We start from the raw sequence: 17090 nt of genomic DNA on the forward strand, positions 1-17090 counted from the left end.
CCCGGGCGTCACGGGGAACGAACCGCGACGAAACCACTGCGGCACACGGCGACACATGCCGGCGCGCGACGGCGCACGACGGCGTGACGACGGCGCGCGAAATTGCGACAATGCATGACGGAACGGAACAGGACCGATGATGACCGAGGCACAGCAGGCGATCACCGCGCGGGACGGCCGGAGCGAACCGGCCCGGGGTGCACCCTGCTGGGTCAATCTGGCCGCGCGGAACCTGGAGGCGCCGGAGAAGTTCTACGGCGCGGTGCTCGGCTGGCAGTTCCGGGCGACCTCGCTCGGCGAGAGGTTCGCGATCGCGCTCAGCGGCGGCCGGCCGGTGGCGGGGATCGGCGCGATCGCCACCGACCTGCAGGTCGCCGTGGCCTGGACCCCGTACTTCGCGGTCGACCAGGCCGACGAGGCGGCCGCCCGGATCAGCGAGCGGTCGGCCACGGTGGCACTCGGCCCGATGGCGTTCGCGGTCTCGGGGCGCGCGGTGCTGGCCGCCGACCGGGACGGCGCGGTGTTCGGCGTGTGGGACGGGCGGATGCCCGGCGGCTGGGAGACCTGGCGCGACGAGGGCCCGGTGGTGGTGCGGCTGCGCACCCGGGACGCCTTCGAGTCCGCGATCTTCTACGGTGGCGTGCTGGAGTGGGACAAGGACGGTCCCGAGGGCGTCACGGTGGCGTACGAATACGACGAGGTCGTGGTGCGCAGTCACGGCGGTGTGGTCGCCCGGCTCAGCTCGGGCGCGATCGGCGCGGCCCCCGACCCGGATCTGCGCCCGCACTGGAGCGTGCAGTTCCGGGTGAAGGACGTGGAGGCATGCGCCGAGACCGCACTCGCCCTCGGCGGCAGCGTGGTGTCCCGGGGCATCACCCGCGAGGGCACGTACGCGGACCTGCGCGACCCGGACGGCGCACGCTTCACGGTGCTCGGGCACTGACGGCTCAGGTACGGGCGGCCGCCGGTTCCTTCGGGCCGTGCGTCAACCTTGGCATCGACCGGCGTCGACGGCCGCCGTGACCTGCTGGTGTGCCTGACGACCCCTACAGACAGGATTCGTCCTGTTCCACGCCCGGCCGGAACCGGGAGAAGAGCACCGGGGAGAACCAGCCCGGCTCCTGGCCGCTCATCCATCCCTGCACCGACGGCGCCGGCGGGCGGACACGGCCGGCCGCGTACAGACCGACGCCGATCAGCGCGCCCGCGAGGGAAAGGGCGAGGCACACCCACAGGGCCGTCCTGGTGCCCGAGTCGATGCCGTTCCCCACGGAGGCGGCGACGTGCAGCAGGATCGGGGCGACCATGAACGCCGCGACCGCCCGGAGCAATTCGACGATCGCGAACACGCGCTGCACGTTGTTGGAGCGCAGGGAGAAGCCGGCGATGAACAGCGCGGGCACGACGGAGGCACCCACGCCGATGCCGACCAGCCCCGAGCCCACGCCGGCCAGGGGAAGCGTGGGCGGGGTGGCGCCGTTCATGATCACGATGCCCGCGCTCAGCAGAAGCAGGCCCACGAGGACGTAGTAGTGCAGCCAACGGGTGCGGAAGATGACGCTGAAGGCGGCCGCGGTGATCACCGCGCCGCCGAACTCGGGAAGATAGGTCAGGCCCAGGCGCAGCGGCGTCGTGTGGCGCGCGAGCAGGTCCAGGGTCAGTGAGATCGCCGACACCGAGGCGGCGGCGGCGCAGATGGCGGCGACGACACCGGCGACCGGGAGCGTGCTGACCAGGCTCCCCACGCACAGAAGCGGACGCTTGGCCGTGTACTCGTGGATGAACAGCACGACGATCAGCCCAAGCCCGCCGAGCAGCGGCCCGATCGTATAGGCGCTCACGAAGGGGTGGGTGAGCAGTTCCGAGGCGCCGAAGAACGCGGCCACGCACCCGACGGTGGCAAGCCCGAGCGCGGGGTAGTCGATGGGCGAGCCCGGATCGACCGGCGGCGTCTCCTGGAAGGTCAGAGCGGACAGCACGAGGGCCGCCGCCGCGATTCCGGTGACGACCCAGAACAGCGGCCGCCAGCCGTGGGCGTTGGCCTGGATGCCGCCGACCACCGGACCCAGTGCGACGGCGCCGAAGATGCACACGTTCAGGATCACGACGGTCGAGCGCAGTCTGCTGGCCGGATATCCGATGATCAGCGGCGGCACGGCAGCGATGAGCAACAGGCTGGTGCACAGGCCCTGCAGGACGTGCCCGACGATGAACATTCCGGGGTTGACCGCCGAGGCGGTGAGCACCGAGCCGACCAGCAGCAAGGTGCCGTAGACGAGCAGCATCCGCCGCTGCGGCAGCCGCTGGGCGAACTGCACCGCCAGCACCGTCCCCACCGCGTAGCCGGCGTTGGCCATGCCCAGGGTCACGTTCATCGCCTGGGGGCCCAGGTCCACGTCCCTGGCGATGATGGGTGTGATGGGCCCCAGTGCGGCCGAGAGGGCCAGGTACGGCACAAGGGCGAAAACGACCATCGCGGCGACCGCGGGATAACGGCCGGCCAGCGGACCTTGTCGCATCGGTCGCTTCTTCCTCTCGGCCGGGAATGGGGCGTGCGGTCACCATCGTGTGACGACAACCCCGCGCTCCGGCCGAACGCAGCCGCTGATGTCACCCGATCGGTGCTCTGGCCCGGGCCCGGAAGGCCGTCAGATCCGGTTCAGTCCCCCGTCGACGTAAATGTTGGCGCCGACGATGTAGCCGCTCTGTTCGGAGGCGAGGAACGCCACGGCTGCGGCGACTTCCTCGGGACGGCCTGTACGGCCCTTCGCCACGGTCGCGGCGACCCTGTCCTTGAGCGCGGCCAACGCCTCTCCGCCACCGAGGATGTCGGCGAGCCCGGGAGTTTCGACCCCGCCCGGAAGCAGGTCGGAACCGCGCCGCTGGAGTACTTGATCCAGTGGCGCATGAGCCTTGCCCGCGATGCCCTGAGTCGGGGAACGCGATCAATTTCCGAACTCGCATTCGCGACCGGCTATAAATCCGAGAGTGCGTTCAGCACCGCGTTCCGCCGCGTGACCGGTTCCTCGCCCAAACATTTTCGCGAGGCGTCGAACCGTGCGGACCGACCGGCTCCGGGCGTTCCCGGGGCCGGCGGGGGTGTGACCCGATCCGGCCAAGTGACCGGCCGCGAAGGCATGGCGGCGCCTTCCGCCCTTCCGGACCCGAGCGTTTCCTCTTGACGGTTCGGGTGGGGCGCAGTGTCATGTCCGCAGCGCGAATGTGTGCGGTTGTGCGCGCTTGTGGTGAGTCCTTCAACAATCCGCCCCCCACCCGAGGAGTCGCTCCGTGCTCGGATTTGTCAAGGTCACGACATTACGGTCGCCGTCGCGGATGCTGAGGGCCGTACTCGGCCTGCTGGCGCTGCTGGCCGCGATGGCACTGGGCTTCGGCGCCCCCGCCGCCAGGGCGGCGACCGGCACCACCGTCGCCGTGGACGGCACCAGCGCCGGCCGTACCTTCGACGGCATCGGCGCCATCAGCGGCGGGGGCGGCAACACCCGCCTGCTCACCGACTACCCCGCGGCCCAGCGCCAGCAGATCCTGGACTACCTGTTCACCCCCGGCTACGGCGCCGACCTGCAGATCCTCAAGGTCGAGATCGGCGGTGACACCAACTCCACCGACGGCTCCGAATCCAGCCACATGCACGCCGCCGGCACCGTCGACTGCTCGTCCGGCTACGAGTGGTGGCTGATGGAGCAGGCCAAGGCCCGCAACCCCGGGATCAAGCTGTACGGGCTGGCCTGGGGCGCCCCCGGCTGGCTCGGCGGCGGCAACTTCTGGTCCACCGACACCGTGAACTACCTGCTGTCCTGGCTGAGCTGCGCCAAGAGCCACGGGCTGACCATCGACTACCTCGGCGGCTGGAACGAGCGCGGCTACAACGTCTCCTGGTACGAGCAGTTGCGCTCCGCCCTCGACTCCGCCGGCTACGGCGCGATCCGCGTCGTCGGCGCCGACAGCGACTGGTCGGTGGCCGGCGACGTGGCATCCAACCCCTCCTTCGCCGCGGCCGTCGGCATCATCGGCGTGCACTACCCGTGCGAGGGCGGCGACGGCGGCAGCGCCGACACCTGCCCGGGCAACGCCACCGCCACCGGCACCGGCAAGCCGCTGTGGGCCAGCGAGAACGGCTCCCAGGACCTGGGCTCCGGCGCCCAGGCGCTGATCCGCTCCATCACCCGCGGCTACATCGACGCGCACTTCACCGCATACATCAACTGGCCCGTCGTGGCGGCGATCTACCCCAACCTGCCCTACGCCAGCGACGGCTTGGTCCGCGCCGACGAGCCCTCCTCCGGCGCCTACCAGGTCGGCCACAGCACCTGGGCCACCGCGCAGGTCACCCAGTTCACCGCGCCCGGCTGGAAGTTCGTCGACGCCGGCTCCGGCTACCTCGGCGGCGCCGAGTCCAACGGCAGCTTCATCACACTGCGTTCGCCGAGCGGCGCCGACTGGTCCACCGTGGTCGAGACCACCACGGCCACTGCGGCCCAGAACGTCACCCTGCACGTCACCGGCGGGCTGTCAACCGGCACCGTCCACGTCTGGGCCACGAACCTGAACTCCACAGACCCGGCGGCCTCTTTCGTCCACCAGACGGACCTGACCCCGGCCGGCGGTTCGGTGTCGCTGACCGTGCAGCCCGGATACGTGTACACGTTCAGCACCACCACCGGGCAGGGCAAGGGCACCGCGGTGTCGCCCGCGGAGCACCGGCTCGGCCTGCCGTACTCCGACACCTTCGACACCACCACGCCCGGCCAGCAGCCGCGCTACCTCTCCCAGATGCAGGGCGCCTTCGAGGCGACCAACTGCGCCGGCGGCCGTTCCGGGCTGTGCCTGACCCAGCAGGCCCCCGTACGGCCCATCGAGTGGGACGGCGACTCCGACCCGTACACCATCGGCGGCAGCCTCAACTGGACCAACTACACGGTGGCCGCCGACGCGCTGCTCCCGCAGTCCGGCGCGGTACGGCTGATCGGGCGGGCCGGCTCCCAGCACAGCTTCGGGCCGGCCGGCATCAACTCCTACTACCTCCAGGTCAGCGACACCGGCGCCTGGTCCATCGTGCGCAACAACACCGCGCACGCACTGACCACCCTGGCCTCCGGCAGCACGGCCGCGCTCGGCACCGGCACCTGGCACCACCTGGCCCTGACGCTGAACGGGCACACCCTGACCGCCGCGATCGACGGCACCACGGTCGGCAGCGCCACCGACGGCACGTACGGCACCGGTCTGGTGGGGCTGGGCACGTCCGGCTACCGCACCGACCAGTTCGACAACCTCACCGTCACCCCGGTCGGTTCGCAGCCCTCGGCCACCGGGCCGGTCACCGCGCTGGTCGACACCGCGAAGTGCCTGGACGACAACACCGGCGCCACCGCGGACGGCACCGCGGTGCAGATGTGGGACTGCAACGGCACCGGTGCGCAGAACTGGACGGTCGGCACCGACGGCACGATCCGCCTGGGCGGCAAGTGCCTCGACGTCACCAATGCCTCCACCGACGACGGCGCCCTCGTGGAGCTGTGGACCTGCAACGGCGGCGGCAACCAGCAGTGGCAGTCGCAGCAGGGCGCGCTGGTCAACCCGGCCTCCGGCAAGTGCCTGGACGACCCGGGCGTGAACACCGCCAACGGCACGCAGTTGGAGATCTGGACCTGCAACGGCGGGTCCAACCAGCAGTGGGTGGTGAACCTGCCCTGATCCGTGAGGGGGTGCCCGCGGCCGGCCGCGGGCACCCCTGGATCACGCGTCCCGGTGGATCACACGCCGATGCTTTGGTACGTCACCGTCACGTAGGCGGTCCGCGCGGTGGGACTGGTCGGCTGCGGGACGAAAGCGACCTTGCCGGTGCCGTAGCAGGGCAGTTGGATGCCGGTGGGGATCTCGGCCTTGACCCCGTACGCCTTCAGGACGGTGGCCGCGCTGGACGAGGCCGGGGCGCCGAAGTCGACCAGGATGTGGTCGGCCGCCTCGCCGGTGTACCCGGGCTGGCCGGTCACCGGGACGCTGACCGCGGGGGTCACGTCCACGCTCTGGCCGGCCACCGGGTGACCGGTCTGACCCGGGACCACCGGGCCGAAGCAGCCGACCTGAATGACCGCGTTGACCGGCGTGCCGTTGACCTCGCCGAGGAACGTCTGGTGCGGCGCGATGGGCGCGGGGTCCACCGCCGCGGTCGCGCCGGTGACGCCGAGCGCCGTGGCGGACAGGGCCACCGCGGCGACCGTGGCCCATCTGCCTGCTCTGATGCTGCGCATGTCTGCCTCCGAACGGACGGGCCGGAGCCGTCGGCGACCCCGGCGGACGTGGAGCGAAGGGTGCGAGAGCGCCAGCATCGTAGCCCCGCGCAGCCGATCGGGAACCGCAACGAATCGGCCGCGTACGGCGGTCCGTTCGGGGGCGAGGGGGAGCGCGCAGAGACCCGGGTCGGACCCGGACCCGGACGGGCCCGGACCGGGGAGGTCCGGGCCCGTGGGGTGCTGCGGGGGCCGTCGGGAGGGGGCGGGCCCGGGGCGGGTGGGGCTCAGCTGTGCTTGAAGGTCACCGAGAAGTTCTGGCCGCCGGACAGGGCGGAGGTGGTGGCCTTGGTGGTGCTGCCGGAGGCCATGTTGATCTGGTCCGGGCTGAAGTTGCCGATCGACTGGCCGTTGGCCGTCGAGCCGGTGAAGGAGGCGGTGCCGAAGTTGGACAGCGGCAGCACGCCGGTGGAGCTGGACGGGGCCTCCGCGATGACCTCGGCGGACGCCTTGGACGCGCTGCTGGAGCTCTTCGTGGTGGTCTTGGTCCAGCCCTTGGTGGTGTCGCTGAGGGTCAGCGTGAAGGTCGAACCGCTCACCGAGACGGTGGCCGTGAAGTGGTCGCCGGGGCTGACGGTGTTGCTGTAGTTCACGGGGTACGCCGGGTACATCTCGTACCACGACGAGTAGTAAGCGCGGCCGCCCGAGCAGTCCGCCTCGGTGCCGGTCTGCTCCACCGAGTTGCTGCCGTCGCCGTCGATGCCGACCCAGAACGAGGAGTAAGTGGTGGCGCTGCCGCAGGAGACGGCCGGCTGCACCCAACTGGCCGACACGCTGGTGAAGGTCCGGCCGGTGGCCGCGTAACCGGCCCAGTTGCCGCTGGTGCTGTGCGTGATGAGACCGCCGCCGTGGCCGGTCACCACGTGGTGGGCGGCCATCGGGGTCAGCCGCAGGGCGGCGGCGGCCGGGGCGGCGGTGGCGGGTGCGGTCGCCAGTGCGGACAGCGCCGCCGCTGCGACGGCGGACACGGCGGTGAAGCGAATCGTTGCCGACATGCTGCTCCTTCTCGCGGAATCACGATGCGGGCGAGACCGGCGCGTCCTGGTGGGGCGGACGGGGCGCCAGTGGTGCTTGTCAGTGTGCGGACAATCGCGGCCGCGGCGGCACTGCGCATGACAAACGAACGGCAAAGGTAGCGTCAAGTCCGCTTGTGGCGGCCCGGCTTGTGCGGATTACGGCCGAATGCCGCGAGCGCGGGAGCCGAAGGCCGGCCGTACGAACGGTGAGTGCTTCGGCGGGAGGCCGCAGATGGCCCGAGATGGCCCGAGACGGCCGGAGCGGGCCGGGAGCGGCCGCAGAAGGGCAGGGCCGCCCGGACCGCGCAGGACTCCGGAGGGCCTCAGCCCCGGACCGGATCCACCGTCAGGTGGGGGAGGGCGGCCGCCAGGTCGTCGTGCCAGTCGGCCATCGGCGCCAGGCCCGCGGCCGCCCAGCGGGTGTGCGCCAGGACGCTGTAGGCGGGACGGCGGGCCGGGCGCGGGAAGCGGTCGGAGGTGGTGGGGCGGATCCGCTCGGGGTCCAGCCCGGACAGCGCGAAGACCGCGCGCGCCAGGCCGTACCAGGTGACCTGGCCGGCCGAGGTGCCGTGGTAGATCCCGGCCGGGGCCCGGCCGGCGACCGCCGCCGTACCCAGCTCGGCCAGCCGTACCGCCAGCGAGCGGGCCCACGTGGGCTGGCCCACCTGGTCGTCCACCACGTCCAGGTGCTCGCGCCGGCCCGCCAGGTCCAGCATCGTGGTCACGAAGTTGCGGCCGTGGGCGCCGTACAGCCACGCGGTGCGCACCACGAACCCGGTGTCCGGCAGCAGGCCGAGCACCGCCCGCTCGCCGGCCAGCTTGCCGCGCCCGTAGGCGTTCAGCGGCGCGGGCGCGGTGTTCTCGGGATACGGCTCGGTCGCGTCGCCGGTGAAGACGTAGTCGGTGGACACGTGCAGCAGCCGAGTGCCGTGCCGGGCGCAGGCCCGGGCCAGTGAGCGGGGGCCGCCGCCGTTGACCGCCGTGGCCCGCTCCTCCTCGGCCTCGGCGCCGTCCACGTCCGTCCAGCCGGCCGCGTTGACCACCACGTCGTGCCCGGCGACCGCCGCCGTCACCGTGTCCGGGTCGGTCACGTCGAGTACGGCCCGGTCCGCCGCGCTCACCTCCGCCCCGGGCAGCGCGCGCAGCACCCCGGTCAGCTCCCGGCCGAGCATCCCGCCCGCGCCGGTGACCAGCCAGCGGGTCATACGGGCAACTCCGCGCGGGCCTTCAGCGGCTCCCACCAGTCCCGGTTGTCCCGGTACCAGGCCACGGTGTCGGCCAGCCCCGCATCGAATCCGGTCAGCGGCTCGTACCCCAGCTCCCGCCGGATCTTGGCCGTGTCCAGCGAGTAGCGCAGATCGTGGCCCTTGCGGTCGGGCACGTGCCGCACCTGGTCCCAGCCGGCCCCGCAAGCCGCGAGCAGCCGCTCCGTCAGGTCCCGGTTGGTCAGTTCGGTGCCGCCGCCGATGTGGTAGACCTCGCCCGGCCGCCCGCCGTGCAGCACCAGGTCGATGCCCCGGCAGTGGTCGGACACGTGCAGCCAGTCCCGGACGTTGCCGCCGTCGCCGTACAGCGGCACCGTGCCGCCGTCGAGCAGATTGGTCACGAACAGCGGGATCATCTTCTCCGGGAAGTGGTACCGGCCGTAGTTGTTCGAGCACCGGGTCACGACCACGTCCAGGCCGTGGGTGCGGTGGTACGAAAGCGCCAGCAGGTCCGAGCCCGCCTTCGAGGCGGAGTACGGGGAGGTGGGCGCGAGCGGCGTGTCCTCGGTCCAGGAGCCCTCGGCGATCGAGCCGTACACCTCGTCGGTGGAGACGTGCACGAACCGGCCGGTGCGATGCCGCAGCGCCGCGTCGAGCAGCACCTGCGTGCCCAGCACGTTGGTGGACACGAAGGGCGCGGCGTCGGCGATCGAGCGGTCCACGTGGGACTGCGCCGCGAAGTGCACCACCGCGTCCTGCCCGGCGGTCACCGCGTCGACCACGGCCGGGTCGCGGATGTCGCCGCGCACGAACGTCAGCCCCGGGTGTCCGGCCACCGGCGCCAGATTCGCCTCGTTGCCCGCGTAGGCGAGGCTGTCCAGCACGGTGATCCGGGTGGCGCTGCCGGGGGAGCCGCCCGAGGGGAGTTCCCCCAGCAGCGCCGCCCGCACGAACTGCGATCCGATGAAACCGGCCCCGCCGGTGACGAGTATCCGCATGGCTCCGCCACTGTAGGCGACGAACCGGCGCGTGAGGGGAACTTCACCAAAGAACGCGAACAACGATGCGAAACCGGGTCGATCGCTATCATCACCGCCATGCGTGGGATAGTGCTCGCCGGCGGCACGGGGTCTCGGCTGTGGCCGATCACCAGAGCCGTGTCGAAACAGCTCATGCCCGTCTTCGACAAGCCGATGGTCTACTACCCGCTGACCACCCTGGTCATGGCGGGCATACGGGACATCCTGATCATCACCACCCCGGGCGACCGGCCGCAGTTCGAGCGGCTGCTCGGCGACGGCTCCCAGTTCGGCCTGGACTTCACCTTCGCGGTGCAGGAGCGGCCGGCCGGGATCGCCGAGGCGTTCGTGATCGGCGCGGACTTCATCGGCGACGAGCCGGTCGCCCTGATCCTCGGCGACAACATCTTCCACGGCGCGGGCCTGGGCCGGCAGCTGCGCGGCTACGGCAAGCCCGACGGCGGGGTGGTCTTCGCGCACGCCGTCGCCAACCCAGCCGACTACGGCGTGGTGGAGTTCGCCGCCGACGGCCGGGTGCTGTCCATCGAGGAGAAACCGGCCCGGCCGCGGTCCCGTTACGCCGTGCCGGGCCTGTACTTCTACGACAGCGACGTGGTCTCCGTGGCCCGCGGGCTGACCCCCAGCGCGCGTGGCGAGCTGGAGATCACCCACGTCAATCAGGCCTATCTGGAGCGCGGCCGGCTCACCGTCTCGGTGCTCGACCGCGGCACCGTCTGGCTGGACACCGGCACCTTCCAGTCCCTGGTCCAGGCCTCGGAGTACGTCCGGGTGGTCGAGGAACGCCAGGGCTTCAAGATCGGCTGCGTGGAGGAGGCGGCGTGGCTGGCCGGGTTCATCGACGACCGGCGGCTGCTGGAGCTGGCCGAGCCGCTGCGCAAGAGCGGTTACGGCGACTACCTGGCCGAACTCCTCACCCATCGCCGGGAGGACACCGGCTTCGGGCACCGCAGCGGTTACTGGGGCGCCTCGTCGGACCCGACCGCCCCGGACTCGCCGAGCCGCGCGTAGTACGCCCGGCACTCCTGGTAGTCCGGCAGCAGCCCGAGCGCCGCGGCCTGCTCCAGCGTGGGCGCCTGCGCGTCCTTCTCGGACAGCAGCGGCTCGGCGTCGCGCGGCCAGTCGATGCCCAGCGCCGGGTCCAGCGGGTGGATGCCGTGCTCGCGATGCGGCGCGTAGCCCTCGGAGCACAGGTACATCACCGTGGCGTCGTCGGTGAGCGCCATGAAGGCGTGCCCGAGGCCCTCGGCGAGGAACAGCGCCGCGCGGGCCTCGTCGTCCAGTCGTACCGCCTCCCACTGCCCGAAGGTGGGCGAGCCCACGCGTATGTCCACCACCACGTCGAGTACGGCGCCGCGTACGCAGGTGACGTACTTCGCCTGGCCCGGCGGCACGTCGGCGAAGTGGACGCCGCGCAGGGTTCCGCGTACCGACACCGAGCAGTTCGCCTGCGCCAGCCGCAGGGGCCGGCCCGTGGCCTCGGTCAGCGCGTCGGCGCGGAACCACTCGTGGAAGCCCCCTCGGGCGTCGGTGAAGATCTGCGGTTCGTGCAGCCAGGAGCCCTCGATGCCGAGCGGCTTCATCGCGATCACGTCCTTGGTCGTGGCCAGGTTCTGGCTCGGTTGTGGTCGGTGGGTCCTCATTGTGGCGTCCCGCGGCTTATGCTCGCCCCCGGCCCGGGCGATCCGGGACACGATCCGTGGCCGCGTCCGGACCGGGACCGCGGCGGGGAAGCTGGGGGGAACGTGACGGTCACCATCAAGCCCACCGCTCAGGTGGACGACGCCGCCGAGGTCGGCGAGGGCACCACCGTCTGGGAGCTGGCGCAGATCCGGGAGGGGGCCCGGCTGGGCAGCGGCTGCATCGTCGGCCGCGGCGCGTACGTCGGTCCCGGGGTGCGCATCGGCGACCGCGTGAAGCTGCAGAACCACGCGCTGGTCTACGAGCCGGCCGAGCTGGCCGACGGGGTGTTCGTGGGCCCGGCCGCGGTGCTCACCAACGACTACTTCCCGCGCGCGGTGACCCCCGACGGCGTGCTCAAGCGCGGCGGGGACTGGGAGCCGGTGGCGGTACGCGTCGGCGAGGGCGCCTCGCTGGGCGCCCGCTCGGTGTGCGTCGCCCCGGTACGCGTCGGCCGCTGGGCGCTGGTCGCGGCCGGCGCGGTGGTCACCCGGGACGTGCCGGACTTCGCCCTCGTGGCCGGGGTGCCGGCCCGCCGGATCGGCTGGGTCGGCCGGGCCGGGGTCCGGCTGGTGGAGCGTGCCGACGACCCGGGGCTGTGGGAGTGCCCCGAGACCGGTGCGCTGCACCGGGAGAAGGACGGGACGCTCGTGGAGCTCCTGTGATCATTGTGTGGGGAACGTGTGATGAACAGGTGGCGGCAAGTTTCCCCAAAACGTCAATCACCGCACATCCGTAGGCATATCGTGTTCCCACGTCGCTCGTACCTACGGTGTACGTACGCCGGGCGCGGTGATCAACCGCGCCCTTGCGGGAGCCGCGCCGGAAGCGGCGAGGGCGACACGAGGACGACAACGGCCGAGGGCTGACGGCGCGAACCGCCGTGCCGCCCGACGGCCGAGCACGGCCGCACAGGTCACGCACAGGTCATGGCACGGCCCACGGGGAACGCACGGCACGGGCACGGCAGTACGCGCACAGCAGCACGCGCAAGGCATGGGGAACGCACCGCGCGCGGGGGAGCGCACGGGCGAACGCACCACGTCACGGGGAACGCAAGGTTCGGGGAAACCAGGGGGAAGCCCGCGGTTGCGAGGGACAACCGCGTGGCCGGTCTGCGAGCGACCAGGGGGGTCTGGTGTGCCACATCCATACGGTTCAGGCGTGCCCGTTGTGCACCGAAGGACCGGATTTCCGCGCCCGGCACAGGCGCGACGGCGAGCGTATCCGGAGCATGCGGCCTGAGCTCCGCGTGGCCCGGTCCGGCATGCCCATGAATGAAGCGAGGGCCCGATGACCACGGAACGACTGGCGGCCCTCGGCCGCGACGACCCGGCGCTGCACACCCTCGCCAGGCGTCTGCTGACGCTGGCGGAGGCGGGGCTGCCGGCGATGTACGTACCCGGCGGCGATCCGCGGCGCACCGGGCCCGGCGGCGCGCCCGGTGAGCCCGGGACCGAGGGCGACACCGTCGTCTTCACCCTGGCCGCCCGCCCCACCGCGGGAGCCTCCGCCGCGGGGCACCCTGCCGAGGGCGGCGCCCGGTCCTGGACGCTGGAGCGCCGCGGCACCAGTGACCGGTACGCGGCGATCACCGCGCTGGGCACCCGCTTCCTGCCCGAGGAACGCCAGCGGGCGGTCCTCGGCGGGCACACCGCCCAGGAGTTCACCGGGCTGCTGATCCAGCGGCTGCCCGCGGTGAGCGACCTCGGCGACGCGGCCCTGATCGCCTGGGCCGCCGCCGAGACGGCGCACCCCAAGCTGTCCGACGCCCTCGACCGGCTCGCGGTGCTCGACGCCGCGCCCGGGCCCCGCCACACGGTGGCCGCGGCCTGGGTGCTGTCCGCCCTGGTCGCCGCCCGGGACAGCGCCGACGTCGAGGCGCCGCTGGCCGCCGCCCGCGACCGGCTGCTGCGCGCCCTCGTCGCCGGCAGCCCGCTCTTCCCGCACGCCACCGGACCGGGCCTGGTGCCCTGGTACCGGGCGCACATCGGCTGCTTCGCGGACCAGACCTACCCGCTCCAGGCGCTGGCCCGGCTGCACGCCTCCGGCTCCGACCCCGAGGCGCTGGCCGCGGCCGACGCCTGCGCGGCCCGGATCTGCGACCTCCAGGGCGAGGGCGGCCAGTGGTGGTGGCACTACGACGCCCGCTCCGGCGGCCTCGTCGAGGGCTACCCGGTCTACAGCGTCCACCAGCACGCCATGGCGCCCACCGCCCTGTTCGACCTGGCCGACGCCGGCGGCACCGACTTCTCCGGGCCGGTGCGGCGCGGCCTGCGCTGGATGGCCGGCCCGCCCGAACTGGCCGCCGCCGACCCGATGATCCACGACGACCTCGGCGTCACCTGGCGCAAGGTGTACCGCGGCGACCCCCGCAAGGCGGTCCGCGCCGCCCGGAGCCTGGTCACCCGCGGCGTCCCCCGGGCGCGGCTCACCGCCCTGGACCGGGTGTACCGGCCGGGCGCGGTCGACCGCGAGTGCCGCCCGTACGAGTTCGGCTGGATGCTCTTCGCCTGGCTCGGCGGCGACCGCACCGGCCCTGCCGCCGGCCGTCCCGCCACCGGGGACCTCGCCGTACAGAGTCCGGCCACGGACAGCACCGCAACGGCCAGCACCGCCAACGGAGTTCGCGCATCCGACGCCCCGTCCGACGCCCCGTCCGACGACACCGCTTCGGGAGGCCGCGCATGACCGCCGCCCGCACCCTGTTCGGGGTCCGGATCGACCCGCTGACGATGGACCGGACCGTGGAGCGCTGCCTGGCCACGGTCCGGGCCGGCGAACGGCTGGAAATAGGAGTGGTCAACGCCGCGAAGCTGGTCGGCATGCGGCGCGACCCCAGGCTCGCCGAGGCCGTCGGCGGCTGCGACCTGGTGCTGGCCGACGGGCAGTCGGTGGTGTGGGCCAGCCGGCTGCTGCGCCGCCCGCTGCCCGAACGCGTCGCCGGCATCGACCTGTTCCTGCGACTGCTGGCCGCCGCCGAACCCGAGGGCATACCGGTCTACTTCCTCGGCGCACGCGAGGAGGTCCTGGCCCGCATGCTCGACGAGGTCCGCCGCCGCTTCCCGCGGCTGACCGTCGCCGGCCACCGCAACGGCTACTTCACCGACGCCGAACAGCCCGCCGTGGCCGACGCCGTGCGCGACAGCGGCGCCGCCATGCTCTTCCTCGGCATGACCTCGCCGAAGAAGGAGATCTTCACCGCCAGTTACGGCAAACAGACCGGCGTGCAGGTCGTCCACGGCGTCGGCGGCTCCTTCGACGTCCTGGCCGGTGTCACCCGCCGGGCCCCCCGCTCCTGGCAGCGGCTCGGCCTGGAATGGCTCTACCGCCTGCTCCAGGAACCCCGCCGGCTGGCCCGGCGCTACGTCACCACCAACGCGGCCTTCGTCCTGATGACCGTCCGCGAGCTGGTCCGTCCCACACCTGCGCCCGGCCTCGGCGCCGGCCCCGCGAACAGGAGTCACTGATGCGCGTCGTCGTGGTTGGACAGGGGTACGTCGGACTGCCGCTGGCGATCCGCGCCGCGGAGGTCGGACACGAGGTCATCGGGTACGACGTGGACGCCACCCGGGTCAAGAGCCTGGCCGCCGGCGTCTCCTACGTCGAGGACGTGGCGGCCGACCGCATCGTGGCCGCCATGGACAAGGGCACCTACCGGCCCAGCGACGCGGCCCGTGACTGCGGCGGCTTCGACGTCGCCGTGGTCACCGTGCCCACCCCGCTGCGCGACGGCGTCCCCGACCTGCGCTACATCGAGGAGTCCGCCCGTACGCTCGCCCGCTACCTGCGGCCGGGTGCCACCGTGGTGCTGGAGTCGACCACCTACCCCGGCACCACCCAGGAACTGTTCGCGCGGCTGCTGGAGGACGGCTCCGGCCTGACCGCGGGCCCGGACTTCCACCTCGGCTACAGCCCGGAGCGGATCGACCCGGGCAACCCCGTCTGGGGCTTCCAGCAGACCCCCAAGATCGTCTCCGGCATCGACGCGGCCTCGCTGAAGGCGGTGCAGGACTTCTACGGCGGCCTGGTCGACACCACGGTGCCGGTCGCCTCGCCGAAGGAGGCCGAACTGGCCAAGCTGCTGGAGAACACCTTCCGGCACGTCAACATCGCCCTGGTGAACGAGATCGCGATGTTCGCCCGGCACCTGGACATCGACGTGTGGCAGGCCATCGACGCCGCCTCCAGCAAGCCCTTCGGCTTCATGAAGTTCACCCCCGGCCCCGGGGTCGGCGGCCACTGCCTGCCCATCGACCCCTCCTACCTGTCCTGGCGGGTGGAGCGCGAACTCGGCCAGAGCTTCCGGTTCGTGGAACTGGCCAACGACATCAACGGCCACATGCCGGAGTACGTCACCCGCCGCGTGACCGACGCGTTCAACCGGCGCCGCCGCGCCGTCAACGGCTCCAAGGTGCTGCTGCTGGGCCTGGCGTACAAGAAGAACACCGGCGACGCCCGCGAGTCGCCGAGCCTGCGCGTGTCCCAACTGCTGCTGGACATGGGCGCCAAGGTGCGGGCCGCCGACCCGCACGTGGTGGAGACCGCCGCGGTCGACCCCCGGCTGGTCCGGGTCGAGCTGACCCGCAAGGAACTGGCCGCGGCCGACGTGGTGGTGCTGCTGACCGACCACGACGCCTTCGACTACGACCTGGTCATGCAGCACGCGCCCTTCGTCCTGGACTGCCGCCGCCGGCTGTCCGGCCCGACCGTCGAGGTGCTGTGATGACCACGATCGTGTGCGTGGCCGGTGCCCGCCCCAACTACATGAAGATCAAGCCGGTCATGGACGCCCTGGAGGCCCGCGGCGCACACGTGGTGCTGGTGCACACCGGCCAGCACTACGACGAGGCGATGAACGGCGTCTTCTTCCGCGACCTGGGCCTGCGCCCGCCCGACCGGTTCCTCGGGGTCGGCTCCGGCAGCCACGCCGAGCAGACCGGCAGGGTGATGACCGCCTTCGAGCCCCTGCTGGCCGAGATCGCCCCCGACGCGGTGGTCGTCGTCGGCGACGTCAACTCGACGCTGGCCTGCGCCCTGGTCACCGCCAAGGCCGGCCCGCTGCTGGCCCATGTCGAGGCGGGGCTGCGCAGCCGCGACTGGTCCATGCCCGAGGAGGTCAACCGGGTGGCCACCGACCGGGTCAGCGACTACCTGCTGGCCCCCTCGCCGGACGCGGTGGCCAACCTGCGCGCCGAGGGCTACCGGCCGGACCAGGTCCACCTGGTCGGCAACGTCATGATCGACACGCTGCTGGCCAACCTGGACCGGGCCCGCGGCTCGGACGTGCTGACCCGGTACGGCCTGACGCCCGGTGAGTACGGCCTGGTCACCCTGCACCGGCCGGCCAACGTGGACGACCCGCACGTGCTCGGCGGCCTGCTCAAGGCACTCGGCGAGATCGCCGCCCGGCTGCCGCTGGTGCTGCCGGTGCACCCCAGGGCCGCCGGGAAGCTGGCCGACCTCGGGGTGCCCGGGGGAGTGCGGCTGGTCCCGCCCGCCGGATACCTGGACTTCATCGCCCTTCAGGACCGGGCCCGGATCGTGCTCACCGACTCCGGCGGTGTCCAGGAGGAGACCACCGCGCTCGGCGTGCCGTGCGTGACGCTGCGGGACAACACCGAGCGGCCGGTCACCGTCGAAGAGGGCACCAACGTCCTGGCCGGCCGCGATCCGGAGCGGGTGGTGGCCGTCGCCGAGGCCGTCCTCCACCGTCCGCCGGCCCCCCGCCGACCCGAGCTGTGGGACGGCCGGGCCGGCGAGCGGATCGCCGACCTGCTGCTGGCGGGCGGCACCGCGCGCACCCGTCGCAGACCGACGGACGCGCCGGCCGGATGAGAG

16 protein-coding genes are annotated in these 17090 nt (G+C 72.5%); 9 read left to right on the forward strand and 7 right to left on the reverse strand.

What is annotated here, in order from left to right; genetic code table 11:
- The first annotated feature begins 136 nt into the window (after positions 1–136).
- On the forward strand, positions 137–943 hold the full coding sequence (locus ITX44_RS02975; protein ID WP_205355342.1) for a VOC family protein: 807 nt from the start codon (positions 137–139) through the stop codon (positions 941–943).
- 103 nt (positions 944–1046) lie between these two features.
- Here the strand turns inward: ITX44_RS02975 and ITX44_RS02980 are convergent, their stop codons facing one another.
- Positions 1047–2519: an MFS transporter gene (locus tag ITX44_RS02980; RefSeq protein WP_205355343.1), complete on the reverse strand. Its 1473-nt coding sequence runs from the start codon at positions 2517–2519 to the stop codon at positions 1047–1049.
- A 129-nt stretch (positions 2520–2648) separates the two neighbouring features.
- Positions 2649–2807, reverse strand: a complete 159-nt coding sequence (locus ITX44_RS02985) for an SDR family oxidoreductase (protein ID WP_307795056.1) — start codon at positions 2805–2807, stop codon at positions 2649–2651.
- Between the two features lie 99 nt (positions 2808–2906).
- Between ITX44_RS02985 and ITX44_RS40705 the strand changes: the two genes are divergently transcribed.
- On the forward strand, positions 2907–3182 hold the full coding sequence (locus ITX44_RS40705) for a helix-turn-helix domain-containing protein (RefSeq protein WP_236059743.1): 276 nt from the start codon (positions 2907–2909) through the stop codon (positions 3180–3182).
- Positions 3183–3288: 106 nt separating this feature from the next.
- A complete protein-coding gene (locus tag ITX44_RS02995; protein WP_307795057.1) occupies positions 3289–5715 on the forward strand; it encodes a ricin-type beta-trefoil lectin domain protein in 2427 nt (808 codons plus the stop codon).
- Positions 5716–5774: 59 nt separating this feature from the next.
- Here the strand turns inward: ITX44_RS02995 and ITX44_RS03000 are convergent, their stop codons facing one another.
- The 4 genes from ITX44_RS03000 to rfbB all read right to left on the reverse strand — a co-directional run bounded on the left by ITX44_RS03000 (position 5775) and on the right by rfbB (position 9530).
- Positions 5775–6272 (reverse strand): hypothetical protein, encoded by a 498-nt coding sequence (locus tag ITX44_RS03000; protein ID WP_205355344.1) that lies wholly within the window; start codon positions 6270–6272, stop codon positions 5775–5777.
- Positions 6273–6538: 266 nt separating this feature from the next.
- Entirely contained in the window at positions 6539–7306 is a 768-nt protein-coding gene (locus tag ITX44_RS03005; protein WP_205355345.1) for a G1 family glutamic endopeptidase, read from the reverse strand.
- A 344-nt stretch (positions 7307–7650) separates the two neighbouring features.
- Positions 7651–8532 carry a dTDP-4-dehydrorhamnose reductase gene (gene rfbD, locus ITX44_RS03010; RefSeq protein ID WP_205355346.1) on the reverse strand — a complete coding sequence of 294 codons (882 nt, stop codon included), beginning with the start codon at positions 8530–8532 and terminating at the stop codon, positions 7651–7653.
- Complete coding sequence (gene rfbB / locus ITX44_RS03015) at positions 8529–9530, reverse strand: dTDP-glucose 4,6-dehydratase (protein ID WP_205355347.1); 1002 nt, start codon at positions 9528–9530, stop codon at positions 8529–8531. The genes rfbD and rfbB overlap by 4 nt, the downstream gene beginning before the upstream one ends.
- A 99-nt stretch (positions 9531–9629) precedes the next feature.
- Here rfbB and rfbA point away from each other — a divergent pair, with 99 nt between their 5' ends.
- The gene (rfbA, locus tag ITX44_RS03020; RefSeq protein WP_205355348.1) at positions 9630–10580 is read left to right on the forward strand and encodes a glucose-1-phosphate thymidylyltransferase RfbA; all 951 of its coding nucleotides are present in this window, start codon (positions 9630–9632) and stop codon (positions 10578–10580) included.
- On the opposite strand, the gene rfbC is transcribed toward rfbA, so the two are convergent.
- Positions 10526–11152, reverse strand: a complete 627-nt coding sequence (rfbC, locus tag ITX44_RS03025; RefSeq protein WP_236059994.1) for a dTDP-4-dehydrorhamnose 3,5-epimerase — start codon at positions 11150–11152, stop codon at positions 10526–10528. The two genes, rfbA and rfbC, sit on opposite strands and share 55 nt — an antisense overlap.
- 162 nt (positions 11153–11314) lie before the next feature.
- Here rfbC and ITX44_RS03030 point away from each other — a divergent pair, with 162 nt between their 5' ends.
- The 5 genes from ITX44_RS03030 to wecB all read left to right on the forward strand — a co-directional run bounded on the left by ITX44_RS03030 (position 11315) and on the right by wecB (position 17087).
- On the forward strand, positions 11315–11914 hold the full coding sequence (locus tag ITX44_RS03030; protein WP_205355349.1) for an acyltransferase: 600 nt from the start codon (positions 11315–11317) through the stop codon (positions 11912–11914).
- Between the two features lie 628 nt (positions 11915–12542).
- On the forward strand, positions 12543–13940 hold the full coding sequence (locus ITX44_RS03035; RefSeq protein WP_236059745.1) for a hypothetical protein: 1398 nt from the start codon (positions 12543–12545) through the stop codon (positions 13938–13940).
- On the forward strand, positions 13937–14719 hold the full coding sequence (locus tag ITX44_RS03040; protein WP_205355350.1) for a WecB/TagA/CpsF family glycosyltransferase: 783 nt from the start codon (positions 13937–13939) through the stop codon (positions 14717–14719). The genes ITX44_RS03035 and ITX44_RS03040 overlap by 4 nt, the downstream gene beginning before the upstream one ends.
- Positions 14719–15975 (forward strand): nucleotide sugar dehydrogenase, encoded by a 1257-nt coding sequence (locus ITX44_RS03045; RefSeq protein ID WP_205355351.1) that lies wholly within the window; start codon positions 14719–14721, stop codon positions 15973–15975. The genes ITX44_RS03040 and ITX44_RS03045 overlap by 1 nt, the downstream gene beginning before the upstream one ends.
- Positions 15975–17087: a non-hydrolyzing UDP-N-acetylglucosamine 2-epimerase gene (gene wecB, locus ITX44_RS03050; RefSeq protein WP_205355352.1), complete on the forward strand. Its 1113-nt coding sequence runs from the start codon at positions 15975–15977 to the stop codon at positions 17085–17087. The genes ITX44_RS03045 and wecB overlap by 1 nt, the downstream gene beginning before the upstream one ends.
- Positions 17088–17090: the final 3 nt, after the last annotated feature.

The sequence above is a fragment of the Actinacidiphila acididurans genome (assembly GCF_016918855.1).
Lineage (GTDB): Bacteria > Actinomycetota > Actinomycetes > Streptomycetales > Streptomycetaceae > Actinacidiphila > Actinacidiphila acididurans.